Raw genomic sequence first — 25,274 nt, 5'->3', positions numbered from 1 at the left:
ACTAATCGGATCGTTGGTTTGCAAGACCGGTATCTGTTCGAACGATATAGGGAGGAGAAGGTGAGCCTTATGTGTACTCATCATAAATCGATGCTGGAATGAGTTATCACGGTGGCGACTGCGGATAAACCAACGCCGAATCCGGCAAGGAGAATTCGGTCAGGTTGATCATTCGTCGCGAGGACATCGTACAACATCAACGGGATGGATGAACTGACTGTGTTACCGATGGAGCCCGCTTGAAATGGGACTTTCTGTTCGTCCAAATGAAGCAAACTACGAACGGTGTCAACGATGAATTTGCTTCCCTGATGTAGCAGACAAAGATCGACTTCTTCTAGACTCAAGCCATTCAGCTTGAGGTTTCGTTGGATCAATCCAGGGACTGTCATACTCACAGATCGAAAAACGAGATTCCCATCCATACTCAGTTTGCCGCCCCACTTATCTGTTCGAATGGCCTCTGAATACTGGCTGTCTGTCGCGAAGCTGGATTTACCTACGGTATAGACTGCCGAAGGAGAGATTACAGTGCAGGTTGCTGCATCTCCGAATAACATTGCGGTGTCGCGGTCCTCGGGATCCATAATCGCGGAATAAGGATCGGAAGTAAAAAAGAGTCCCCGTTGTAAGTTATTCTCGCGCATGAAGCCAAGCACGACCGACAATCCATGCACAAATCCGGTGCAACCGAGTGATATATCAAAGCAGGCCACTTGCGGTGGCGCGTCAATTTTTCGGTGAACGAGAGCTGCGGCGTGAGGAATCGCTCCGGAATCCGGGTTTTGAGTCACGACGACGATGCAGTCCAATTCCGAGATTGGAAAGGAGATCCGATTGGCAACGTCTTCGAATGCTTTGACGCAAAGATCGGAACATTCTTCGTCTGATGCCTTTCGTGCTAGTTTTTCGAAACCAATTTTTCTGCGAATGAAATCCGGTTTCGCATCGAACTTATATCCGAGTTCGGCGACGTCAATTCGAGACGGTGGAATGTACTTGCCAATCGCCTCAATTCCAGATTTGCTCATATCTTCAACCAGTTCTGTGTCGATTCGGCGAGTGATCCTCAGATGCTGAATGACATGCTAATCTAATTTATTTTTGTGGAGCAGTTGAATCCTCCTGAAGCTCCAGTGTTGTTAAATGAGAGTTCTATTGCAGCTAATCGCTTAGTGTTCGATGGTGTTCACGTGCGATATTTCCTGAGACGGTGTAATGAGGTTCCATGGACTGAATGACAACCACCCCCCTCTTTTACTGAGGAATGATGACCAACCTGCACCGAGTCAGCAATCAAACTCCCCGCTCCAATCCAACAGCTGGGTCCGATACAGGCTTTACCTGAAATGGCTGCTGCGGCGGCAACTATTGATTCTGACTGAATTCGGGCATCGTGTCCGATGACGACTTCTTCTCCACAGGAAACTTCATCTTCAAGAACAGTATCTGATTGGAAGATAGCAGATTTAGCGATCCGAGTGCCCGAGAATATCTGGCAGTTCGCTCCGATACGGACACCGCCAAAGTGTTTGACTTGTTGGTGACTTCTCTGACTTTTTTTATTAACAACCCATCGTTTCCAATGGAACAGAAATCTTGTACTAGAGTACCTTCCCCCAATGAATAACGGGCCTTGCAAGAAGCAGAAAGGTCCGACTTGGACATTTTCGGCAATCACGATCTCGCCTTCCAGAACAGCTGACGGATGAACATTGACGCTGGGAGCGATCTCTTGATGTCTTTCGACTGCGGGAGATACGAAAGTTGTTTCATGCAGAGCCTGATTGTGCAAGTAGTAAAAAACTTCTTCCAGATTATCACAGAGTAACAGAGGTTTGGGGAAATTATTAGATTTCAGGCGAGCAATCCGTGGTGTGGTCAGTATAAGTGAAACGGCGTCATTATCCACAGCTAGTTTTAGCCAGCCATGGTTTGTGGCAAGTGCAACCGAATTCTGATGGTCAGTGTCACAAAAACTCGTTTGTGCTACGCCTGTCTGATAAGATTCCCCATGCAACTCCAGCGCACTCGCCACCGGCTCTATGCGGGCGATGACATTGTTAAGAGTTAGTAACCGGTGCGGTTTCATAAAGCTCTGTCAAATAGTGGATGGAGTGAGAGAATATTAGATCGCGTTATTGCGTGGCATTCTGATCGGGATTCTGCAAGTCAACGGGTTCTTCCTCAGTTTCATTTTCTTCCGTACCAGCAGTGGGAACGCTAGCCGATTCCACTTCAGCGGGAGAATTTGGGTTCTCTTTTCTCAACCAAAGTTGGTACTTGTCGCTTAAATCGGTTTTCTTCGACCAACCGTTGACCTGCAGTATCTCCTGGGCGGAAATACGGTTCGATTTGATAATGAGTGCGTTTCGTTGGTTCACGTGTTCGACGAGTGTTAGAAGTTCTTCTGGTTCGGATCGCCGGCAGAATTGGAACCAAGCTTCCATATTTCTTCGCTCTTCAGCAGAAACTGTTGACAAGTTCATCGCCACGGGACGTTGCAGATAAGGGACCAGATCGTACAGGACTTGAGGTTCTACACTAATCTGCGGGACATTTTCTGCTGTCGGGATAGTTTTGAAAACGAACTCCTCCAGTAGATCAGGATCAATCATAAACCGATCTCCTGCGCTCGAGTTCTTGTAGGCGGATATTAATAGCTCTTTATTTTCTATTGTGGCGATACGCGGGTACGAAAGGGGATAGACCACCGAGTAAATAATGCCGTTAAGCAACTGAATTGTTACCAGCACGATTCCCACGGTTCTAAGCCAGCTGGGAATTCCCAATTTCTCTCGCCATTCAGTATCTCTGGCGAGCCAGACAACTAGAAAACAGGAAAGCGTCGTAATTGAGCCGGTGATCCCCCAGCCCAAGTAGGGTTGTCTCAGAGAATAACCGGCATCGTCTGCCGTTTCTCGAAACAGGAGAGCAAACAACAAGCTTCCCAGAGTTGCTAACAGGATCAAATCGGCCCAGTTAAAAAACTGTTTCGATTTCAGGTCAGTCAATAATGTTTTGGCGCGAAAGACGATGAGAATCAGCCCAACACCCAATGCGAATCCCCAGTATTTAAGGAAGGGAATCCACTGTAATGGAATGATCTCGCTAGCGAACTGCTCATGAGTCACCGTGAGGAACCATACATGACCCGAAGGGACATCGTCGAATAACTTGGATAGGCTGTAGATAAACAATCCGAATGCGAGAAAGCCAACGAATGTAATCCATTCACTCAATTTACTCCGGTTGAGAATCATGCAAATCAGTAACGCAGGAGTCAGCAGAACAAACAGGGTGGGGTTAATCCAGGCTGATACAATCAGGCATAATAAACCTGCTAACCACCAACGAGTTGATCGTGAGGATTCTTGATATCCTTGGTAGCAGAACAGAAATCCGAGGCCGAAAACGACAGAGAGTGCCTGAGAGAAATTGTGGTATTGCATTCCAGAAACTGAACTTTGAAGGCCCTGGAAATTCGTGATCGTCGATGGGGTAAATAACATACGGAAGTTGGGGATATCGATTTGTCCCCAGAAAAGCGGAACGATTCCCGCTGCAATCACAATGTCGCTGGAGAATTGGTAACGCTCGACGCAACACAATGCGAGCCACCCGGTCATCAGGTAGGCTAGGATCCAGAGAGTGCAGGAAACGATGTAGGGGTCCTGCTGAGTCAGGGAAGCGCATCCGGAGATGAGTGTAGAGTGACCGACATAGCCGAAAGCGGAGAATTTGTTCTCTGGCGAGCCATAAACATCCACTAGAGGTAGGCCGTATTCTTGAATGAGCGATGAGGCCAGAACGTGAGAGCCAACGTCTCCATAGAGATCGTTGAAGGGGATTAACCGCTTGGGGCCATTCTCGCTTCCAACGTTGGGGGGCAACTCATTTGCGACTGGACCGAAATGCCAAATTCCCAATATGAGTGCGATGAGGGTCACAACGATCAGTGGAGTTTGTTGTGTTCGTTTTAAATCGCAGGGGCAGTGTCGGATCGCCTGATAGATTCCCCACCCGGTCAAAGGTAACGTGGCAATCATTCCCGGCCACATTGATTTCGTGATGTGGTAAGAAACAAGCCACCAGAGCAGACAGTTGGCAATCCCGCCAAGAAGACTGAGCGAGACGAACGTGGTGAGCGAGAAGCCAGACTGATCGGATTCACTTTTTGGCGTGTCAGTTGTTTTTTTTCTACTTAAGAACATCGGCAAGTAAACACCCGATGCTACAAACAGCAGGCCGAGAATCAGGAGTAGTCCAAGTTTCCAGAAAACACCCGGTAAATCGCGACTGAGCATGTCGACGTACCGGGAGTAGGGCATGAGAGCGGCAAAAGTATTCATAAGAAAGCAGAATCACAGTCTAGGATATGATGGATCTGGGATATGATGAAGAATATGCGCTATGTCCTGAAATGACAGAGAGATAGACAGAAACGCCATGATACTGGATTATCAGGAGGGATTAAAAGCAGAGACTGTTGTTCTCGGCCAAATTCATTCACAGATTTGTCGAATGCATATCAAGACCAGCGCAGACACCGACAATCTGAAATGCTACAACAAAACCTGACTTTCGTGCGCAACAGGAGCATAACGCATGTATCATAACTGGTTTACGGGACAGATAACGCGAAATGTTGGATCAAATTCTACCTGTTTGTGATTAGACCAGAGAGAACCGTCGATTTAAACATTTCGCAGGGAGGCGATTCATGGGAGTTCCCTTATCTCAGATGTGGCGTGTTGCCAGCTATGTGCTGGGGCAGCGACTACGTGGCAACAAACGATATCCTCTGGTGCTGATGCTGGAACCTTTGTTCCGCTGTAACTTGGCCTGCGCCGGTTGCGGAAAAATTCAGCATCCGAAAGAAATTCTGAAACAGCATCTTTCCCCGGAACAGTGTTTACAAGCAGTCGACGAATGCGGCGCTCCGATGGTGTCGATACCGGGAGGCGAGCCTCTGTTACATCCGGAGATCGACAAAATTGTCGAAGGACTGGTTGAGCGAAAGAAGTACATTTATCTTTGTACTAACGCCATCCTACTTAAAAAGAATCTGCACCGATTCAAACCGTCGAAGTACCTCAGTTTTTCCGTTCACTTGGATGGTCCGCGCGAAGAGCATGATGCCGCTGTCTGTCGAGATGGCATTTACGATGTTGCTATCGAGGCGATCCGAGAAGCCATCGCCGCCGGTTTTCGAGTGACTACCAACACCACCCTTTATAATACCGTCGATCCTGACAGTATCCGTGGAATGTTCGATACGCTGACGGAGATGGGGATTGAAGGGATGATGGTCTCTCCCGGTTATCCATATGAAAAGGCACCCGATCAGGAGCACTTTCTGATACGCGAACAAACGCATTCGCTCTTCCAACGCATTTTCCATAATCAGAAAAAAAGTTGGGTATTCAATCAGTCGCCTCTGTTTCTGGAATTCCTGAAAGGGAACTGGAAACTGGAGTGTACACCGTGGGGCAACCCGACGTTCAACCTGTTTGGTTGGCAGAAACCTTGCTATCTGCTCGACGAAGGATACGTGGACTCATTTCAAGAACTACTTGAAACAACGGAGTGGTCTGCTTATGGTCGTGCGAGCGGGAACGAAAAATGCCAGAACTGTATGGTCCACTGTGGTTACGAACCTTCTGCTGTCGATGCCACTTTCAATTCGCTCCAGGGTTTTATGGCAACGGCTCGGTTGACGATGTTCGGGCCATGGAAAACGAAGCCTCAAGCAGCGCTCGCGACCAGTTCGCATGTGGCTCTGCCGGTTGCCGATGGTAAACCTTGTGGCTCTGGTCAGGGGCCAAGACCACGACAATCGTCGGTAGAACCCCAAGCGGAAATGCTGGTGCAGTTGGATGTGGATTCGCATCCGAAGGTGTGAAACTAGTTGATAGATCCGGTATACTGGCCAGCTCCTCCGATCATGAATCGATTGTCCAGTTACATTTTCTGCGCGCTTTCTTATCTGGTTGAATCGATCCCTGCATTTCCTTTATGCGAAGGTCGATATCGCTATGCCTCTCCCTCCCAACTCTTTTTCTAACCAGCCTATTCCTGACCTGTACACCTCTGCTAGTTCACGCCGTGAATTCTTGCTCAACAGTTTAGCAGCGACCACGATGTTTGGTTTGGCTGGTTGTGGAAAATCTTCCGACGAAACAATCACTGGAATTAGTGAGATCGATTCAGACGCGACTCCTTCCCCTTCGCCAATCGTTGATACCCACATGCATATCTGGGCCAACGATTTTGCAAAGTATCCGGTTAAAGAAGGGACCAAAGAGCCAGATGTCGAAGGCTCGGCGGAAATGCTGATCGAAGAGATGGATCAGCATGGAATCGATTACTGCGTGCTTGTTCAAGTCATCTATCATGGTTGGGACAATTCGTATGTCGCCGATGTCCAGGCAAAGTACCCGGATCGTTTTCGTACGCAGGGACTGATCGATCCGGAAGACCCCAATGTGGCCGAGAAGTTTTCCTATTGGATTGAACAACGGGGTCTGCATGGAATGCGCATGAGTGCGATTTACTATGAGGATAAAGAAGATTGGATCACTTCGCCTGCTCATCATCAAATGTGGCAGTGCGCGGCAGACTTGGGGGCCGTCTTTAATTTCTTTATTAAAACGCACCAGTTGCCGAAACTCGAAGAAATGATCAAGGAGTATCCCGAAGTGAAGGTGGCCATCGACCACTTTGCTTACTTGGAGCTTGGAAAAGAGAACACAGCCGAGGAACTGGAGAAATTGCTTCGGCTCGCTCAATATCCTCAGGTGTATTGCAAATTATCTGAAATGAGCTCGATCTCTCTGACCAAAGAGTATCCGTATACTGATAGCGTTCCTGTGGTGAAACAGGTATTTGATGCCTTTGGTGCCGAACGTTTAATGTGGGGGACGGGTTTTCCCGGAAGTTCGAGAGCCCACTACCAGAGGCCCAAAGTTGAAGAAGAGTTGGATCTGGTTCGTAAACATCTTTCGTTTCTGAACGATGATGACAAACGGAAAATCCTGGGTGAGAATGCCTACAAACTGTGGCAGTTTGGAACGGCCTGAGGACAGGGGAGTGTAGAAAGTTGTTTTCCTAAGTGAATTTCTGTTTCAGCTTGGGAGGCTTGGGTCAAGCTGTCAACATCGTGTCTCTTGTTTTCAAACATTTGTGGGAGTCATTAATTTCGCCGAGAGATTCCTTGCTTCACCGATATTTCAGAGACTAAACTTGGAATTGAATGAGGGAGCGAATCAGAGGATCCTGAATCGATAAACGAATGAACCACCATTTAATTCACTTCAGCATCAATGTGTGAAACATCACCTCTAAAATAGTTTTCCGAACATTTCGAAAGGATGCTGCTATGCCACTGTATGAAATCGAAACCAATCAACACATCATGATTGGTTGGGCAGATTCGACCGACGAGGCACGTGATATTGCCGGCGAGCATTACCCGGATGAAGAAGTCGTTCGAGTTACCAAACGACCTCGTGACATCTGGGTTATCTCTAAAAGTCTACTGGGGATTGAGTCCCAAGCCGAACCTTGCGACACCGCTCGTGACTGTCTCAGCCGGGCCAGCGGCGACAAGATTCATGCGATTCGGCTATACATGCTGGATACGGGATCAGACATGCAGGAAGCCCAACGGGCGATTGAAACAAATATGTCGCTGGGTTGGTAGAGAGGCTCTTCCCGATTATACGGGCAATATAGTTTCTATCGAAACGCATCTCGGACGTTTGATTGGACGATTCGAAATGCCTGTAGTGCCGTTCTGCTCTTTTGTCACTTCTCTCTGCACAAGAGAGGGACTGGCGATGAAATTACATTTTTCATAGCAGACCGCCTCTTCTTTTACTGGGCTTACCGAATTCGACAGCCCCCGCGCATTGGCTGCGTTGTGTTAGAACCCTTCCTGAAACCTGATTGTGGCTCTCTTAAAGCTTGCTAAACAAGAGTCATTTTTACCCATCAAAAGGTTTCAGGATGACTTTCAAGAAGCTTCTTTACGGAAATCGAATCGACATACCGACACCTGTGAAGAAGTCTTCCGCTGCTCCGTTTAAGCCGGTGCCCGCGCGGACATCCAATTGGATGTCGTCATTGACTAAATAGGTGAAACCGCCGTTCAGGTAGTGCTCTACCTGTGCGGTATCGGCATCGTCCGGGAAGAAGGCAAACCATTCCGTATACATACCAGTCTTATCGCTCAGGCTGGTGGCGACCGTCCAGGATTGCGCCCATTCCGTGTAGCTTGATGCAGTCTCTTCGTCGACCGCGATGTTGAACTGAGTACTTCCGGCAGTACTGATTGTATCTGTGAGTTCCCAGCTATAGATCCAGTTCGCACCCGGCAATACCCGGTCGTCGGAAAAGGCTTCGCTACCCGTGGGGACAGTCATTTGCGGAATCAGAGCCATCTCCGGCAGGAATTGATCCTGTGAGGTGAGGGCGACTTTGAAGCCAAGGTAGAGGTCTTCCAATCCCGACGTTGTCGTTTTGTTTCCCTGGCTTCTGGTTGATTCCTGTATCGGTGCAAGACCGACTCTTAATTCTAACCAGTCGGCATACAATCCATGGCGTAAAAGTGGCTCACCAAATGTGTGACTCTTTCCACTTTCTCCACCATCGCTATTGTAACCGTAGGTGTATCCGAACTCGAGTTGAGTGACCCCCTTACCAACGGTCGAGGAGGCTTCTGTAAAGTCGGGGCGGTCGGTTACCAGTGGCTCCGCTAGTCCATTGTACTGCTCGATGGGGTTGCCCCAGTTCCAGAGCGTCTTACCAGAAGAAGAATTATCGAAGGATAAGCGTGAGACGCCCTCAAGTGCTTCACCGTAATAAAACCGTTCGTCAGCCTTCAGTTGGAGATTGTCGAAGGCAAGCATTCCACAGAATGCCAGCAAGGAATAAATATGTACAAATGATCGTGTAATAAGCATGGATTGAACAATTCTTGTTGGGAGACAATCTAAGAGGCTTGCAGATTTAAGCTGTTTTGTTATACTTACTATTGTTTTAGGTAGTCAAAAATAAATAATTTTGAATAGCTAATGTTTCGGCTTTTTGTCGGTCGTGACTTTGTTGAATTCGCGTAGCTTCCTCATCGAATAATGGAATTTCTATGAAATCCTCAACGTTTCTCGCTCTAACTTACTTGTTGTTGTGTTTTGTGATGTTCTCCGGTTGCGATGGTTCCTCAAATGTGGACAACCTTTCAGCGAGTGGCAAACTCAAAATTGTCACCACTACCGGAATGGTGACTGATATCGTCCGAGAGATCGTGGGGGATAGGGCTGAAGTCGTAGGACTGATGGGTCCGGCTGTCGATCCGCATCTGCATCAACCTTTGCGGGAAGACGCCGTTCAATTGAGCCAGGCAGACATCGTCTTTTACTCTGGATTGATGCTGGAGGGACGGATGGCGGAGATTTTCGAACAAGTCAATCGTCAGGGGAAACCCATCTTTGCCGTTACTGCGGAGGTGGATCACGAAAAATTACGCGAGCCCCCCGAGTTTGCGGGTCACCCCGACCCACACGTGTGGATGAACATAAGCCTGTGGAAAGAAGCCGGTCAATATGTGGTTGAGAAGATGACAGAACTCGACCCGGAACATGCCGAGGTCTATCAGCATAATTGGGACGCCTACTCCCTGCAGCTGGATGCATTGGCGGAATACGCAGTGACGTCGATCGAATCGATTCCGGCAGAACAACGCGTATTGGTTACCGCGCACGATGCGTTTGGCTACTTTGGAGATGCTTATGGTATGACGGTACTGGGAGTACAGGGAATTACGACGGAGTCCGCCGCCGGCGTCGATGACATTAATAAACTGGTCGATTTTATTGTCGAACGTAAAATCAAGGCGATCTTCGTCGAGTCGAGCGTTGCTCAGAACAATATCCGCGCATTAATTGAAGGGGCAGCTAACAGAGGATGGACAGTTGAGATCGGTGGCAGTTTATATTCAGACGCCATGGGAGAAACGGGAACCTATGAGGGCACGTACATCGGTATGATTGATCACAATGTGACGATCATTTCTCAGGCATTAGGAGGAAAAGTTCCCGCAGGCGGATTGAACGGAAAGCTCAAGCAGGACTAGCGATTCATACCGGAGGATCTAACGCCGTGGATTTATGGAGACCCTTCGGATGCTCTATACTGCAACTTGAAAAACGAGCGTTTGCTGTCGTACATTAGAGGAGGGCAGCAGTGATGCCACGAGCTCACCGCGGAAGTCACTCACCATGTTTTGGTTAGATTTAGAGTTTTGAATTCTCATTTTGATTGTTGAATTATTCTGTATGAATACCAGCACAGGACATTCGCCTCAGGCTCCTCTTTCCATTCACGATATGACCGTGGCGTACCATCGCCGGCCAGTCTTGTGGGACATCGACTACGATGCTCCTCCTGGTAAGTTGATTGCAATCGTGGGACCGAATGGTTCCGGCAAAACGACCATGCTGAAAGCAGCGCTCGGACTGATCCCCAGGGCTTCGGGAGAAGTTCAATTCTTCGGCAAGGAGTATCGCGAGCAGCGCGAGCGGGTCAGTTATGTACCGCAAAGGAATTCTGTTGACTGGGATTTTCCGATCAATGCGCTCCAGGTCGCTGCAATGGGGCTTTATCACAAAATTGGTTGGTTCCGTCCCGTTACTCGTAAGTTCCGGAAACAGGCTCGCGAAAGTCTGGAACGCGTCGGTATGGCCGACTATGCTGATCGACAGATCAATCAGCTCTCTGGTGGTCAGCAACAGCGTGTCTTTCTAGCGCGGGCACTGGCTCAGAAGGCGGATCTCTACTTGATGGACGAACCCTTTGCGGGTGTCGATGCGGCGACGGAGCGGGCCATCATAAATCTATTGCGTGAAATCCGCTCCCAGGGGAAGACAGCCATTGTCGTCCATCATGACCTGCAGACGATCCCCGAATATTTTGACGAAATCATTCTGTTGAACATGAGGTTGGTCGCTACGGGACCAGTACAGGAGGTTTTCACGGAAGAGAATCTTCGCAAGACTTTTGGAGGCAAATTGTCGCTCTTGGATCAACTCGGACAGACAATGCATCTGTCGGGAGACCGTCCGAAATGACTTTCAGACGTCGATTCACTCAGCTCGAAAATAAGACCGGGTTTCTCGCTATTCTGTTTCTCATAGTGGCGATCATTAGTGGTACGACTTCGGCAGGGGCTCAGGAAAAAAATGGCCTTTCAGATAGCTCGTTTGAAAAGCAAGTCGTTGCACAGAAAAGCCTCGTGCCGTCGTTTCTAGACAGGAAACCTCAGAGTTTTGGGGACAGGTTAGTACGAACTATTACATTACGAGATTACAACACTCGCGTCGTCTTGCTGGGAACAGTCCTGTTGGGAATCTGCGCAGGAGTCATCGGGACATTCATGGTGTTACGTCAACGCGCACTCGTAGGCGATGTCATTGGACACTCCGCACTTCCCGGTATTGCGTGCGCTTTTTTGATAATGGAAGCGATTTCCCCTGGGACGGGGAAGTCTGTTCCCGGTTTGTTGGCAGGGGCATTTGTTTCAGGAACACTAGGCGTGGTCGGGACTTTGTTGTTTCGTCGAATCCCCCGTATCAAAGAAGACGCTGCTCAGGCCATCATTCTCAGTGGGTTATTCGGGCTGGGGATCGTTCTGTTTACGGCAATTCAGAAAATACCTCAGGGAAATGCGGCCGGTTTGGATCAGTTTATTTTTGGTAAAGCGGCATCGATGCTCGCTTCCGATGTCTGGCTGATTGGCGCCGTTTCTCTCGTCTTGTTGGTGACAGCGACTTTCTTACGCAAGGAACTGACGATTCTTTGTTTCGACGAAGAATATACTTCGGCCCGGGGATGGCCAGTGGGTTTACTGGACCTCGCACTGATGGGGCTTGTCGTCTCCGTTTGTGTGATCGGGATGCAGAGTGTCGGCATGTTGTTGGTCGTCGCGCTGTTGATTATCCCTCCCGCGGCGGCCCGGTTCTGGACGAATCAAATCAACAAAATGCTGATCGTGGCGGCAGTCATGGGAGGGCTCAGTTCGATGCTGGGAATTCTGCTGAGTTCGATGTTTCCACGCCTGTCCGCTGGAGCCGTTATTGTCCTTTGCGGAACGCTCGTCTTTTTATTCAGCCTGATGTTTGGGAAAGAGAGCGGTGTCCTGCGCCGTCTTCTGGTCGAACGGAAGGTTCAAACTCAAATCGGATTGCAGGACTTGATTCGCGCTTTTTATGAAATCATCGAACAGAGGTTACAGGGCGAGGCCCGGCTACAGCGAGATACGTATCTGAGCGAGTTGGTTTCGCTGGAGGACCTGCTGGCAAAAAGGTCATGGTCGCAGCATCGATTGCATCGCCTGATGAAAAGTGCTCGGTCTGAAGACCTGTTAGAAGCTCATGGGACAGATCAGTTTCGACTGACAAGTAGCGGGGTCGATTTTGCGACGCGAGTGGTCAGAAACCATCGGTTGTGGGAAATCTATCTAATGAAACATGCCGACATTGCGACAAGCCGGGTAGATCGATCGGCGGACCGGATTGAACATGCTCTCGGCCCGGAGATGATTGAAGAACTGGAAGCGATCATGAAATCTCAAGCAGAACAATTTCCTCCGATGCCGAGTCCGCATCAGATTCCTGCAGGACCAGAAGCGTCAGCGACATGACGAGTGCAAAGACGTCACCGCTTTTGTTCGTTTAACAATTAAAGATATCTTTACTGGGAGTGAACGGAACCCCGAACATGTTTGGACAGCTTGTTCCCGATTGGCAGATGCTCGATACCTGGACGGTGATTATCGCCGCCCTGGCTTCAATGTCGTGCGCACTGCCTGGGAACTATCTCCTGCTGCGGCGACAGAGCATGATGGGCGATGCGTTAAGTCACGCCGTTCTGTTGGGAGTGGTCGGCGCTTTTCTGACAGCTCAACTGTTTCAGCATCTAGGGTTAATTTCAAACGAAACTCTGCTCAGCGGGGCTCGCATGCTATATTTTGTCGGCGCCCTGGTCGTCGGCTTACTCTGTTCTCTGCTGACGGAGTGGATCCAGAAATTGGGGCGCGTGGAAAGCTCTACCTCGCTGGGTGTGGTCTATACCTCTTTGTTTGCCCTCGGATTGGTACTGCTGCGTGGTGTCGCTGATAACGTACATATCGATACTCGTTGCGTTCTTTATGGCGTGGTTGAATTGGCCTACTGGGATCAGTGGGGTGATACGTCGATTCCTGTGGCGGCCGTACAAAACGGATTGGTGTTGGGTCTCAACCTGATTCTATTGTTTTTGTTTTATAAAGAACTGACCATCAGTACCTTTGATCCGGCTCTGGCCGATGTCCTTGGTTTTCGATCCCGGTTGATTCACTACGGATTAATGTGCAGCACCGCGATGACATTAATCGTCGCGTTCGAGTCGGTCGGAAGTATTTTAGTGGTTGCGATGTTGATCGCCCCGTCCGCGTCGGCCTATCTGATGACAACGCAACTGCATCGTATGATTTTTATTAGTCTGGGCGTTGCGTTTCTGACGGCGTTGTTGGGGCATTACTCCGCCATCACGGTTGTCCCCATGATGTTCCAGTCACTTGGTTATACCGAAGTGAAGGGGGTAAGCACCTCCGGTATGATGGCCGTAATGAGTCTGTTGTTGTTCAGTCTGGTAACGATCGTGGCACCGCGTTATGGATTAATTTCAAAGTGGCTTGCTCAATGGCGGCTGGCGATTCGAATTCATGCTGAAGACTTATTGGGAATTCTATATCGACTTGAGGAAACTGATGTCTCGTCGGCAGAAGTTAGCCGGCTCTTTCAACTGGCCGTTAACGAAGATCGAATTGTGAACTGGTTTTCCCTGAGAGCTTTGCTCAAGAAAGGGCAACTTCGGTTGAACGCCGCTGAGACCGAATACGCGCTTACTGAATCTGGCAGGGTGGTAGGGCGAAGGCTCGTCCGGTCACATCGCCTGTGGGAGAGTTATGTCGCGAGACACTTTGCCGTTGCAGAAGATCAATACCACGAATCGGCCCACCGAGCAGAGCACTTCATGGATGCTGCGGCAAGAAGCAAGCTGGCGAGCGAACTAGACCAGCCCGAGGATGATCCCCATGGTTCGTCGATCCCAGAGGAACGATAAAATTCGACACTGTCTATAGGAAAATGGAACGGAAATCCAATTTGATAAATTTTCCGTAAATTCTTCTTGAATGTGAATATAAATCGGCGATAGTAGAAGTAACGGGGATACCGGCTGAGGGAGTAGTCGGGCAGTTTTTCCGGTCTCGCTATACGCGAAGGGACCCTCTCGGGCGGGCTTGAAGCATCTCACTTAAAAGGAGAAATTGTTTGCATAGACTCTTGGTGGTTGAGTTCTTCAGCTCGCTTTGAAGAACCACAAACAATTCCAGTCAATTCGCTAATTGACGAAACCCTTTTATAATTTACTTTCGGGGCGGCCCCTGCACTTTCGTCTCCTTTCACAACCTCGGGGCTGCCCTTTTTTTATGCGCTTAAGACAGTGCGTGGTCAAATGTTCTGGTCTGGCGTGTCGGTTCAAAAAACGAGGGAGGAGGAAATTGTCTCCTTTAGATCCAAAAAATTATGAGCCAGGCAAAATAATATTTTGAAAATCAGGCCGCTACTTTCGTTACTCGGCTGGGTTTAGTAGTTAGTTCACCCACGCAAACGAGCAATCTCGAAACTGCTGAATAATGCTTGTTTGGGCTGAGGAAGGTCCTTTCGATATTGGTATCGATCCAAGTATGGAAACGGTCAGGACCAGGGAATGATCAACTTCTATTGAATAACCCCCGTGTGCTTTCTGTTGCGATCAACAGAAAGGTCAAAAGGAGATACAAAGATGAAATTCACAAAAACGGCCGGTACGCTCGGTTTGGGATTGCTGGTGCTGACAATGGGAGGTCAGTCCGTATTCGCTGATGCCGATTCAAAAGCGGCACAGGACGCGGAACTGTTTGCATCCCTCGACGGGAATGCGGATGGTCAACTGACTTCGGATGAAGTTGCCCCCGAGAAGGAACGCTTCCTGACTCAACTCATGTTGCGTGGTGATACGGACAAGAATGGTTCGCTCAGCCAGGACGAATTCGTATTGGCATTAAATCAGGATGAAGCTGCCGCAGAGGAAGCCAAACCTGAGGAAGCCAAAACGGAAGAGGCAAAACCAGAAGAAACAAAGGCGGAAGAAGCCAAGCCTGTAGAAGCCAAACCAGCCGCTGAAAAAACGGACACAAACAAAGCGGAAGCAGAAAATACCGATAAAAAAGCTGAAAAGAAAAAGGCTAAAGAAGAAGGCAGGAAGAAAGCCCGACAGGGAAAGCCTGAAGGGAAAAAAGGTAATAAAGGCAAAGGAAAACAAGAGGGAGTTAAAGCGATGAAACCGGAGGGCAAAGGTCGTCCTGGATTCGGTCGTATGAAACCTCCTGCACCTGAAGAGATCATCAAACATCACGACAAGGATGAAGATGGCAAACTGACGGGTGAAGAGATTCCCGAGCGTATGCAACGGATGCTCAAAGAAGGGCAGACGGAAGTTACTGCTGACGATCTCAAAGCGGCATTCGAACAAATGAAAGAACGGATGCAGGCCCATATGAAAGCACGTATGGAAAAAGGAGAAGGTAAAGGCGATCGCAAGCATGGGATGCGTGGTCGTGGAGATCATCGCTCCGAACGTGGGCATCACCGCTATTCTCGTCGTGGTCATGGTGAACGCGGCCATGGTGATCGAGGATACGGAGAACGGGGTGATCGTGGTCGCGGACACTGGGGCCGTGGAGATCGCGGACATGGTTCTCGATATGCCAGAGGACACCGAGATTCTCAGGGCCGTGGATACGGACACTTCAGCGGTCGAGGACATCGTGGCGGTCATTACGCGGGAATGGGCCGTGGACCTGGGCACTTTGGACGTTTCTCTCATCATCCTCCGACATTTGAAGGGGGACTCTTAAACACGCTTGATACCAACGAAGATAAAAAACTGAGCAAGGAAGAGCTTTCCAAAGCTGCTGAGATGTTTGCTGAACTCGACAAAGATGAAGATGGTCAGGTCAGTATTCCTGAGCTGATCGGCAAACCCAAAATTGATCACGACAAATCCGAGCATGGACGTCGCCAAGGCCGAATGGGCAAGAGAGATGGACATCACCGCGGAGAAGGACGTATGGGAATGCACCATAGAGGCATGCGTGGCGGTAAAGGAATGCATGGTCGTAAGCAAGGAAAAGAAATGGAAAAACCAGAAGGCCGCGGACCCCGCATGAGTGGGAAAGACCGGGCGGAAGGTTTCTTCAAACGACTGGATAAAGACGAGGACGGAAAACTCAGCGAAGCCGAACTTCCGGAACGCATGAAGGAACGACTTGCCAAACTGGACAAAGACAGTGACGGCACTATTTCCAAAGAAGAGTTCAAATCTCCTCGTGGACCTAAAGGAGAAAAAGGTCCTAAAGGTAAAAAAGGAAAAGGTTCTAAAGAGAAAAAGTCTAAAGAAGATGAAAAACCGAAGGCTGATTTTTAGAGCATCTTTCTGATCAATTAATATTTGATCAAACAATCAGAAAGCTGAACTAATCGGCTGATTCAGAAGAGGTGGAATTCATCTGCAGCCGTGTGAAGGTTAGATCAGTTAATGTAGAACCTGCCTATTCCGCCTTGTGCGAGAATAGGCAGGTTTTTTCGTTTCAATCGCAAGCACACATTCAATACGAAAATCTGCTCTAAATCCGGATATTGAATCACGGCAGAATACAAAGTGAGATGATTCGACATCCCTCTCGGCACCGTCTAAGATAGAACTCTTTCCCACCGACCTGCTGCAATCCTGTGAGCAGGCGTTAAAAGCGGTCTCGGATGGACATGTCAGGTTGGCGATTTCAATATGAGAAGGTCGCCAACAACGGATATCGTTCAATCTCTGATTGTCCCCCCAATATTGAAACTACTTTTTGCTTAACATCCAGGGAGTTCTGAATGCGTTTCTGGTCTCGTTCAAGTTGTGTCACGCTGCTGTTGACTGTCCCCGTCTGCTTGTTATTTCTTGCCATGCCCCTGCAGGCTGAACCAATCGATACAAAGATCTATAAAGAGGGAGAACTCCCTGCTGACAGTCGATTAAATCCACTCAAAGATCTGAACGGGCATTTTCCGTTTACCGTTCCTGAATCGAAAAAGGCATGGGAAGAACGGGCCGCGGACTTGAAACGGCGAATTCTTGTCGCGACTGGCATGTGGCCCATGCCGGAACGGACTCCGCTCAATCCAGTGATCCATGGGAAATTTACTCGCGAAGGGATCACGATTGAAAAAGTGTACTTTGAAAGTATGCCGGGGCATTTTGTGAGTGGATTGCTCTTTCGTCCTGAAAACGCGGAAGGCAAACGCCCCGGTATTCTCTCGCCGCACGGTCACGGTGGTCGACTTCATGAATACTCGGAGAAACAAGTTCTACAAATGATCACACGTGGCCAGGAACGTTTTGAAGGCTCTGGCCGTTTTCCGAAAATTGCCCGCTGCGTTCAGCTTGCGAGAATGGGATGCGTCGTCTTCATCTACGACATGCTGGGCTACGCCGACAGTGTTCAGATTTCGAGAAAACTTGCTCACGGTTATTCCGAACCACGACCGGAAATGGAGAACGCGGAACGATGGGGGCTCTTTACGGCTCAGGCTGAATCGCGACTGCAAAGCGTGATGGGAATTCAGAGTTGGAACTCTATTCGTGCTCTCGATTTTCTTGAATCGTTACCCGACGTAGACCCGACTCGCTTAGCGGTCACTGGCGGAAGCGGCGGAGGAACACAGACGATTCTCCTATGTGCGACAGACGACCGGCCCATCGCTGCATTTCCGCAAGGCATGGTATCCACCTCTATGCAGGGGGGATGTACTTGTGAAAATTGCAGCCTGCTGCGAGTCGGAACTGGGAATGTTGAACTGGCTGCATTATTTGCGCCCAAACCTCAAGCGATGACTGCCGCCAACGACTGGACGAAGGCGATGATGGAAGATGGCTATCCAGAATTGCAGAAGTTGTATTCCATGATTGGTAAGAAAGAAGATGTCTTCTGCAACTTCTACCCTAACTATCCGCATAACTACAATTACGTCACGCGTGCGGTTATGTATTCGTGGTTCAATAAGTATTTGAATCTCGGCCTGGAAGAACCGATTGTTGAGGATGACTATGAAGTTCTGACCAAAGAAGAGCACGCCGTTTGGAACGAAGAGCATCCTGCGCCCGCTGGCGGTGACGAATATGAAGTTTCTTTGACACGTCAGATGTCGGATCGCGATGACGCTTTAATTGCTTCACTGGAACCCACTGATGAGAAAACGCTTGCCGAATATCAGCGTGTGGTAGGAGGAGCGATAGAAACTATCATCGGAAGAAAACTTCCCGCATCAGACGAGATTCAACGGACGAAAGTCGACAAACAGGAACGCGATGGCTATCTGTTGTTTAAAGACAAACTAACTTTGACTAGTCGGGGAGAAGAGGTCCCGATGATCTCCTTCTTTCCCAAAAATACCGAGTGGAATGGTCACGTCGTTTTGTGGGTAGATGGTGCCGGCAAGTCGGCGCTCGTGAATGATCAACAGGAACCGACTGCAGAAGTTCGCCAGTTGATTGAATCGGGAAATGCAGTCATGGGAGTCGATTTGTTATACCAGGGTGAATTTCTCGTTCCTGGCACCGAGTTCAATGAAACCCCCAAAGTTGAAAGTCCTCGGGCTTTCGCTGGCTACACATTCGGGTTCAACCATTCGGTCTTCGCCAGTCGCGTCCATGATATCTTGACTGTTATTGCGTTCATCCGTGGAGACGAGCATGCTCCGGAGTCCCTGTCTTTATTGGGCACTAATGGAGCAGGGCCATTAGTCGCTGCTGCCCGTGCGATTGCTGGCGACAAGGTCAACAAAGCGGCGGTCGTCTCGAACAACTTCCGGTTTACGCAGTTACCTTCCTTCCGAGACCCCCAATTTCTGCCGGGTGTCGTGAAGTATGGAGACGTTCCCGGTTTACTCTCTCTGTCCGCCCCCTATCCTCTTTGGATTGGTGGTGAAGAGGCTGGTGTCCCAACTGTGGTTGAGAAATCTTATTCTGCAGCAGGAGCTGCGGACATGGTGACGAGTTCCGGCGATAGCGAAGAGTTGATTCAGGCTGCCGTAGAATGGTTGATCGCGAAGTAACCCGTCTGATCGATTAAACTCCCAATACTTTACTTTTACGTCTAACAGGTTTGTCATCATGCGCACGCTTATTATTGCTTGTCTGCTGATTACGGTTTCCTTCGTTCCCCGCTTCGCAATAGCGGAAACGGTTTTGGTGGAAGCAGAAAGCTTTGAATCCCACGGCGGCTGGAAACTGGATACTCAGTTCATTCAAAACATGGGCTCTCCGTATTTGCTCGCTCATGGGCTGGGTAAGGCAGTGGCGGATGCTGAGACGACAGTGACGTTTCCGAAAACGGGGACCTATCATGTCTTCGTACGAACGAAAGACTGGGTTGCCCGTTGGAAACAACCCGGTACGCCGGGTCGTTTTCAACTCAATGTGAATGGAACCCCGCTGGAAGAGACTTTCGGTACAAAAAGTGCTAACTGGTTTTGGCAATCGGGAGGAACGGTCGATATCAATCAGACGGAAGTGGAACTGAGTCTGCACGACCTGACCGGCTTCGACGGACGTTGTGATGCGATTCTGTTCACGACGGACAAAGATTTCCAGCCTGATAACAGCTCCGAAGCGTTTGCCAGTTGGCGGCAGGAAATGCTGGGGAACTCTGTAAAACCGACGATTCAAGATTACGATCTGGTCGTCGCCGGAGGAGGTTACTCCGGTATGGGGGCCGCGATTTCCGCTGCTCGCATGGGGTGCAAAGTCGCTCTCATTCAAAACCGTCCTGTATTGGGAGGGAATGGAAGTTCAGAAATTCGCGTCTGGGCACAAGGGCTTCTTCGTCGCGGCAAGTATCCCCACATCGGCGAAATCGTCCAGGAATTTGCCGATTCCGCAACACAGTCTCCCGGAACCAAAGCCGAGTTCGAAGATGAGAAGAAAGAAGCCATCGTTCGAGCTGAAGCCAACATTACCTTATTCTTGAATCATCACGTTTACGCCGCGCAGTCAGAGAATGAAGAAGTTCAATCAGTGACCGCCTTCGACACACGATCGGGAGCTCAAGTTGAATTTCACGCTCCTCTCTTTGTTGACGCAACCGGCCACGGTGTCCTTGGTGCATTGGTGAATGCTGATTTTGACATGCTTGAAGAAGGCCACATGGGGATGAGTAACATGTGGCGCTGGGAAGAGACCGAAAAGGCCGCTCAATTCCCGGAAGTCCCTTGGGCGCTGCAACTCAAAATGGACGATTTCCCCTACCCACGTCGTGGGCATGGTGAATGGTTCTGGGAAGGAGGATTTGATCGCCACCCGATTGAAGACCTTGAGTACGTTCGCGACTGGAACTTGCGGGCTGTGTACGGTGCCTTCAATGCGATGAAAAATGGCGACGGTGCCGAAAAACATCAGAATGCCGCTCTGACCTGGATTGCCTATATTGGTGGGCCACGCGAATCCCGTCGTCTACTGGGAGATGTCTTACTTACCCGGGAGGATATCACAGGCAAGAAGGAATTCCCGGATGGCTGTGTACCAACGACGTGGGACATCGATCTCCACTATCCCAAAAAACGATACATGCAAAAGTACCCTGAAGATCCGTTTATCTCTTATGCAGAGTTTGATCGATCTGTCGACAAGAACTACGGGTATCCCGTTCCCTATCGCTGTTTCTACTCGCGGAACATAAACAATCTATTCATGGCCGGTCGTTGCATAAGCGTAACTCACGGTGCCCTCGGTACCGTACGAGTGATGAAGACATGCGGTATGATGGGGGAAGTTGTCGGTAAGGCGGCCTCGATCTGCAAAATTCATGGATGCTCGCCCCGTGATGTTTATACTGAATACTGGCCGGAGTTGGACGAACTCATGAACTTACCCGGTCGAGCCCGGCGAGAAACTGTCGATAGCGAGCTTCAGGTAACAGGCTCGGCGTTACCCTATCCCGTTCGGGGAGTTTCCCGCGAAACGTTGAAGGGAATCGTTCTCGATAACACGGATGCATTTACCACTGGCAACTGGCATAGTGGCCACGGTGTGAACGGATTTGTCGGCGACGAATACCTGTATGCTGGCAAATCGGATGAGACGACGATTCGTTATACGTTCACTGTCCCCACAGCGGGTGAATACGAAGTCGGACTCTCATTTACGCCGCATGAAAACAGAACGAAAGATCTCACTGTTCATATTGAACACGAGGGCAAAACAAGCCAGGTAAAGATCGACCAGACTAAAGTGCGAAAGAAAGATCAGCTGTTTGTCCCGCTGGGTAAGTTTGGGTTTACGCCTGATGCTACTTCCTCCGTGTTCATTTCAGCCGCTGGGGTAACTGGTTATGTTGCTGCCGATGCGGTACAGATATTACCTGTTGAATAATCTGTTGAGTATCATGTCGGAACGGGGCTCGTCATTCTGGATAACGCTCTGGAAAGGAGGCGGTTTGCGCCTCTATCGCGCGGTCATGCTGGGACTTGTCCTCTGGATGATGCATGAGCATCACTTCCAGGTGAGTCGCGAGCTGAAGCGGCCACTGGATGTGACGGAGGTATCACAGTTCCTGCCGGCTGCCGAGCGATTGGAAATTGATCGATCCCCTCGAAACGGATTCTATGTTCTGGATAAAGCTGGGGAATCTATCGGCTATGCACTATCGACGTTTCCGGAATGCCGGGAATTGATTGGTTACTGTGGTCCGACGGAAGTTCTAGTCGTATTCCAAAACAAAGAAACATCCGAGCCGTCTCGTATCGATGAATTAATTCCCGAAAAACCCATCGACTGGGAGTTCGATGAGGAGCGAATCGTCGGGTTTCGAATTCGCTATAGCGAAGACACGAAAACGCATGTCGCGGATGTGCGGGCTGATTCCTGGTTCATGTCGCAATTCAATAAGCTCAGTTGGCTGGAAATGGCGACACTCGATTTCAAGGAAGAGCAAATCGAAGGAGTCTCCGGTGCGACGATGACTAGTATGAACATCGCCTACAGCATGCAAGACCGGATGAAGGCAATTCTACCTGAGGATCAGCAAGCGACTGGCACTCGCTGGAACTGGTCTGCTTCTGAAATTACGGTCATTCTGCTGGTTTGCTGGGCGGTGCTTTTTAGTTTCACCCGGCTCCGTCGTTATCGTAGTTTAAGATTGCTTACGCAGATTTCGATGATCGGCTTGCTCGGTTTCTGGAGTGGGGACTTAATCGCGCAGTCGTTAATTGCGGGGTGGGCACTAAATGGAGTTCCCTTAAAACTGGCGCCAGGTCTCGCGCTAGTCATGGCAACCGCATTTATCTTCCCCTGGGGAACGCGACGGCCTGTTTACTGTTCTCATATTTGTCCTCACGGTGCTGTACAGCAGATGCTCGCGGCCTACAGTCCGTGGCAGATCAAACTTCGGTCCGAGGTGAAAAGCGGCCTGATGTGGTTACCCCCATCACTACTCGTTTTCGTGCTGATTGTCGTGTTTCTCGATATCCCTTTCGAGCTGGCTGGGATTGAACCCTTTGATGCTTATCTGCTGACTGCCGCTGGACTGGCGACAATCTTCGTCGCGATTGTGGGCCTGCTGTTTTCCATTTTCGTCCCGATGGGATACTGCAAATATGGTTGTCCAACCGGGCTACTCTTGAATTATGTCCGTTCCCATGGTCGCGCGGATCATTTTCAGAGGCGTGACACTGTTGCTCTGCTACTTGTGCTTCTCGCTGGAGCGTTGATGAGATATTCCTCCCAGTTGACTGAACTCTTTCTGATTTAGTTTGAGGAACTTCGGCTATTCTGGAGTGGGGACTTATCGGTTAATTCGACGCACTTAGGCCTCATCGTCCCGTCCGCATAATCGGCATAATCGGCTCTAGTCGATTAACGCGACTATTTTTCCTGTCGTTGCGAATAGCAATGCAATGGTTATTTGATTCGCTAACTAACGTAATCTAACTTTTGGAGGATAGTCGTAAAACGAAAGAGCGAACATATGATCTCCCAATCAGTTTCCGATAATACAATCAGACAGCAGAAACTCTCCGGACACACAGGTTCTCTACAGCAGGCAATCATTGAACAATGTGGTCAGCGGCTGAAAGAACTCAAATCGTGCACCGGGATTCCGTTTTTCGCATGGGATATCCGCCATGGAAAGTCCATAAGTAGAGCGGGTAGTTCGTCTCGGGCACTCATACCGGAATGTTTACTTTCCGAATTGAAGGAAACACAAGAGGCCCGCAAAGTTCAGTTGAATATAGATATATGGGCGATTTTGGTGCCGCTGGTTGTTGATGGTTTTTTCGCCGGAGTGGCTGTGGGATATGTCTGTGCTCACGAATCAACGCGACCGGCGGATCTCGTGATCGCGGCTGCAATTCAAAACTGGCCGGAGAACGAATTTAACGAATGGTTGGAACAGATCCCGGCCTGTAGCGAGTCGATGCTCGACGCTATGGTGAAGATGCTCAATGAACACTCCCTGTTCGAGCAGATGGAAACAGATTTGAACCAGAGTATTCTCCAGTTAGATCAACAACTCGAACATACCTACGAAGAAATTTCCTTGCTGCATCGCTTAACCAGCAATCTGCACATTTCGCGTAGCCCCGCTGATCTGGGAGGGCTTTGTCTGGATGGAGTCAGTGGACTCGTTCCGGCTGCGGCGCATCTCATCTGGTTTAACGATAAAGTCTCCGATGAAAGTTTCATCGTGCATGGCGAGCTTCCATTTGACGAGTTCGGCCTGGCCCGCTTAGTTGCTCAGTTTGAGACTCATAATTGGTCGCAACCCCTGGTGAAAAACTATTTCCAGGAGACTTCGCTCGGTAAGGAATTTCCGGGACTGGATAACTTTATCCTGGTGCCAATCACTGAAGCCTCTCATCGTTCTGGCTGGATTCTCAGTTGCAACATGCAGCATGATGAAGAATTTGGAACGATCGAAGCGAACCTGTTAAAGTCGATTGCGACCATCCTGGGAACGCACCTGCGAAACATTCAATTATACGAAGAGATCCAAAAACTGATCCTCAGCTTCGTTCAGTCGCTGGTCTCGACCCTCGATGCCAAAGACCCTTACACTCGCGGTCACAGTGAACGAGTTGCCCTGATCGCCCGGCGCATCGCTGAGGAACTGGGATGGTCAAATGATGAGCTGGAAAACATTTATCTGTCAGGTCTGCTGCACGACCTTGGAAAAATCGGAGTCGACGACCGAGTATTGCGAAAAGAAGGGCCGCTTGATAAAGAAGAGTTTGCCCAGATTCAGCAGCATCCGATGATCGGATTCAGCATTCTGAAACGCCTGAAGAATCTACAACAGGTTTTACCCGGCATCCGAAGTCATCACGAAAGCTTCGACGGAAGAGGTTATCCCGATGGACTGAAGGGGGACGATATTCCCATCATGGCTCGAATCCTGGCCGTAGCCGACAGCTATGACGCTATGGGGAGCGATCGGCCATACCGTTCCGGAATGCCCGTCGACAAAATCGAATCAATACTTTCGAGCGGAGCTGGTAAACAGTGGGATTCAAAGGTCGTGGAAACCTATTTCAACGTCCGCGAGGATATCCTAAGAATCTGCAGAGAATACTCTCCCGAGGGTGGGATACTGAATGCGAATGTTAATAGTGACGATGCGTATGTATAGTTTTCTTTGATGCCGAACCTCAAAGAACAGCAGGTGTCAGATTGTCGGGTCCAGCATTTCGAGAATGTCGAAGGATATCGCTTAAATTCCCGTTTCCTGTCGAGAGATTGCTTCGAATAAGACACTGAAAAAACAGATTCAAATTGACTTGCAACTTGTGCTGAGGTTAGATAACCTGTCTCGCTCAGATGATCGGAACCAGTTCTACTGTCACCATTTACCGCCTGTATTACAGGACATCGGCTGACAACAGGCTTCCGGTTGTTTAGAATGTGAAAATGGCGAGTCAAACAGCCATTCTGAAGACAACACGATGGCGGAATAGCTCAGTTGGTTAGAGCAGCGGAATCATAATCCGCGTGTCGGGGGTTCGAGTCCCTCTTCCGCTACTTAAAAAAGCCCAGTCGCAGCCGATTGTTGCGACCGGGTTTTTTTATTGTATGAGCCGACTGGTGGGAGTGAA

General features: G+C 49.4%; 16 protein-coding genes and 1 tRNA gene. 13 read left to right on the top strand and 4 right to left on the bottom strand.

All coding sequences use genetic code 11. From position 1 onward, the window contains the following. Positions 1-80: 80 nt before the first annotated feature. From Pla110_RS12455 to Pla110_RS12445, 3 genes are all read right to left on the bottom strand, one after another. A complete protein-coding gene (locus tag Pla110_RS12455) occupies positions 81-1,031 on the bottom strand; it encodes a ketoacyl-ACP synthase III (RefSeq protein ID WP_144996079.1) in 951 nt (316 codons plus the stop codon). Between the two features lie 158 nt (positions 1,032-1,189). After that, on the bottom strand, positions 1,190-2,092 hold the full coding sequence (locus Pla110_RS12450) for an LbetaH domain-containing protein (RefSeq protein ID WP_144996078.1): 903 nt from the start codon (positions 2,090-2,092) through the stop codon (positions 1,190-1,192). A 46-nt stretch (positions 2,093-2,138) separates the two neighbouring features. Continuing rightward, entirely contained in the window at positions 2,139-4,352 is a 2,214-nt protein-coding gene (locus tag Pla110_RS12445) for a hypothetical protein (protein WP_144996077.1), read from the bottom strand. Positions 4,353-4,723: 371 nt separating this feature from the next. Here Pla110_RS12445 and hpnH point away from each other — a divergent pair, with 371 nt between their 5' ends. From hpnH to Pla110_RS12430, 3 genes are all read left to right on the top strand, one after another. Continuing rightward, complete coding sequence (gene hpnH, locus Pla110_RS12440) at positions 4,724-5,905, top strand: adenosyl-hopene transferase HpnH (protein WP_144996076.1); 1,182 nt, start codon at positions 4,724-4,726, stop codon at positions 5,903-5,905. A 133-nt stretch (positions 5,906-6,038) separates the two neighbouring features. Then, complete coding sequence (locus tag Pla110_RS12435; protein ID WP_144996075.1) at positions 6,039-7,082, top strand: amidohydrolase family protein; 1,044 nt, start codon at positions 6,039-6,041, stop codon at positions 7,080-7,082. A 299-nt stretch (positions 7,083-7,381) separates the two neighbouring features. Further along, positions 7,382-7,705, top strand: a complete 324-nt coding sequence (locus Pla110_RS12430; RefSeq protein ID WP_144996074.1) for a DUF6793 family protein — start codon at positions 7,382-7,384, stop codon at positions 7,703-7,705. A gap of 325 nt (positions 7,706-8,030) precedes the next feature. On the opposite strand, the gene Pla110_RS12425 is transcribed toward Pla110_RS12430, so the two are convergent. Then, positions 8,031-8,966 (bottom strand): transporter, encoded by a 936-nt coding sequence (locus Pla110_RS12425; RefSeq protein WP_144996073.1) that lies wholly within the window; start codon positions 8,964-8,966, stop codon positions 8,031-8,033. A gap of 182 nt (positions 8,967-9,148) precedes the next feature. Here Pla110_RS12425 and Pla110_RS12420 point away from each other — a divergent pair, with 182 nt between their 5' ends. From Pla110_RS12420 to Pla110_RS12375, 10 genes are all read left to right on the top strand, one after another. Further along, positions 9,149-10,135: a metal ABC transporter solute-binding protein, Zn/Mn family gene (locus Pla110_RS12420; RefSeq protein WP_144996072.1), complete on the top strand. Its 987-nt coding sequence runs from the start codon at positions 9,149-9,151 to the stop codon at positions 10,133-10,135. 202 nt (positions 10,136-10,337) lie between these two features. Then, entirely contained in the window at positions 10,338-11,129 is a 792-nt protein-coding gene (locus Pla110_RS12415; protein ID WP_144996071.1) for a metal ABC transporter ATP-binding protein, read from the top strand. Further along, a complete protein-coding gene (locus Pla110_RS12410) occupies positions 11,126-12,700 on the top strand; it encodes a metal ABC transporter permease (protein ID WP_144996070.1) in 1,575 nt (524 codons plus the stop codon). Before Pla110_RS12415 ends, Pla110_RS12410 begins: the two co-directional genes overlap by 4 nt. 77 nt (positions 12,701-12,777) lie before the next feature. Continuing rightward, a complete protein-coding gene (locus Pla110_RS12405) occupies positions 12,778-14,163 on the top strand; it encodes a metal ABC transporter permease (RefSeq protein ID WP_144996069.1) in 1,386 nt (461 codons plus the stop codon). A gap of 723 nt (positions 14,164-14,886) precedes the next feature. Continuing rightward, positions 14,887-16,569, top strand: coding sequence for a hypothetical protein (locus tag Pla110_RS22985; RefSeq protein ID WP_144996068.1), 1,683 nt, complete (start codon positions 14,887-14,889; stop codon positions 16,567-16,569). A 452-nt stretch (positions 16,570-17,021) separates the two neighbouring features. Beyond that, positions 17,022-19,241 (top strand): acetylxylan esterase, encoded by a 2,220-nt coding sequence (locus Pla110_RS12395; RefSeq protein WP_144996067.1) that lies wholly within the window; start codon positions 17,022-17,024, stop codon positions 19,239-19,241. Between the two features lie 58 nt (positions 19,242-19,299). After that, positions 19,300-21,555: an FAD-dependent oxidoreductase gene (locus Pla110_RS12390; RefSeq protein ID WP_144996066.1), complete on the top strand. Its 2,256-nt coding sequence runs from the start codon at positions 19,300-19,302 to the stop codon at positions 21,553-21,555. A 64-nt stretch (positions 21,556-21,619) separates the two neighbouring features. Then, entirely contained in the window at positions 21,620-22,933 is a 1,314-nt protein-coding gene (locus Pla110_RS12385) for an FMN-binding protein (protein WP_197440167.1), read from the top strand. Between the two features lie 216 nt (positions 22,934-23,149). Next, entirely contained in the window at positions 23,150-24,811 is a 1,662-nt protein-coding gene (locus tag Pla110_RS12380; protein WP_144996064.1) for an HD-GYP domain-containing protein, read from the top strand. A gap of 315 nt (positions 24,812-25,126) precedes the next feature. Then, positions 25,127-25,200, top strand: a tRNA-Met gene (locus Pla110_RS12375). Positions 25,201-25,274: the final 74 nt, after the last annotated feature.

The organism is Polystyrenella longa (assembly GCF_007750395.1).
In the GTDB taxonomy this organism is placed as follows: domain Bacteria; phylum Planctomycetota; class Planctomycetia; order Planctomycetales; family Planctomycetaceae; genus Polystyrenella; species Polystyrenella longa.
The sequence above is the reverse complement of the archived record's forward strand: the minus strand, read 5'-3'. Positions and strand labels throughout refer to the sequence as shown.

Coding starts and splice junctions, on each gene's coding strand:
- Pla110_RS12455 (WP_144996079.1), bottom strand. CDS start 1,031: ATGAGCAAATCTGGAATTGAGGCGATTGGCAAGTACATTCCACCGTCT.
- Pla110_RS12450 (WP_144996078.1), bottom strand. CDS start 2,092: ATGAAACCGCACCGGTTACTAACTCTTAACAATGTCATCGCCCGCATA.
- Pla110_RS12445 (WP_144996077.1), bottom strand. CDS start 4,352: ATGAATACTTTTGCCGCTCTCATGCCCTACTCCCGGTACGTCGACATG.
- hpnH (WP_144996076.1), top strand. CDS start 4,724: ATGGGAGTTCCCTTATCTCAGATGTGGCGTGTTGCCAGCTATGTGCTG.
- Pla110_RS12435 (WP_144996075.1), top strand. CDS start 6,039: ATGCCTCTCCCTCCCAACTCTTTTTCTAACCAGCCTATTCCTGACCTG.
- Pla110_RS12430 (WP_144996074.1), top strand. CDS start 7,382: ATGCCACTGTATGAAATCGAAACCAATCAACACATCATGATTGGTTGG.
- Pla110_RS12425 (WP_144996073.1), bottom strand. CDS start 8,966: ATGCTTATTACACGATCATTTGTACATATTTATTCCTTGCTGGCATTC.
- Pla110_RS12420 (WP_144996072.1), top strand. CDS start 9,149: ATGAAATCCTCAACGTTTCTCGCTCTAACTTACTTGTTGTTGTGTTTT.
- Pla110_RS12415 (WP_144996071.1), top strand. CDS start 10,338: ATGAATACCAGCACAGGACATTCGCCTCAGGCTCCTCTTTCCATTCAC.
- Pla110_RS12410 (WP_144996070.1), top strand. CDS start 11,126: ATGACTTTCAGACGTCGATTCACTCAGCTCGAAAATAAGACCGGGTTT.
- Pla110_RS12405 (WP_144996069.1), top strand. CDS start 12,778: ATGTTTGGACAGCTTGTTCCCGATTGGCAGATGCTCGATACCTGGACG.
- Pla110_RS22985 (WP_144996068.1), top strand. CDS start 14,887: ATGAAATTCACAAAAACGGCCGGTACGCTCGGTTTGGGATTGCTGGTG.
- Pla110_RS12395 (WP_144996067.1), top strand. CDS start 17,022: ATGCGTTTCTGGTCTCGTTCAAGTTGTGTCACGCTGCTGTTGACTGTC.
- Pla110_RS12390 (WP_144996066.1), top strand. CDS start 19,300: ATGCGCACGCTTATTATTGCTTGTCTGCTGATTACGGTTTCCTTCGTT.
- Pla110_RS12380 (WP_144996064.1), top strand. CDS start 23,150: ATGATCTCCCAATCAGTTTCCGATAATACAATCAGACAGCAGAAACTC.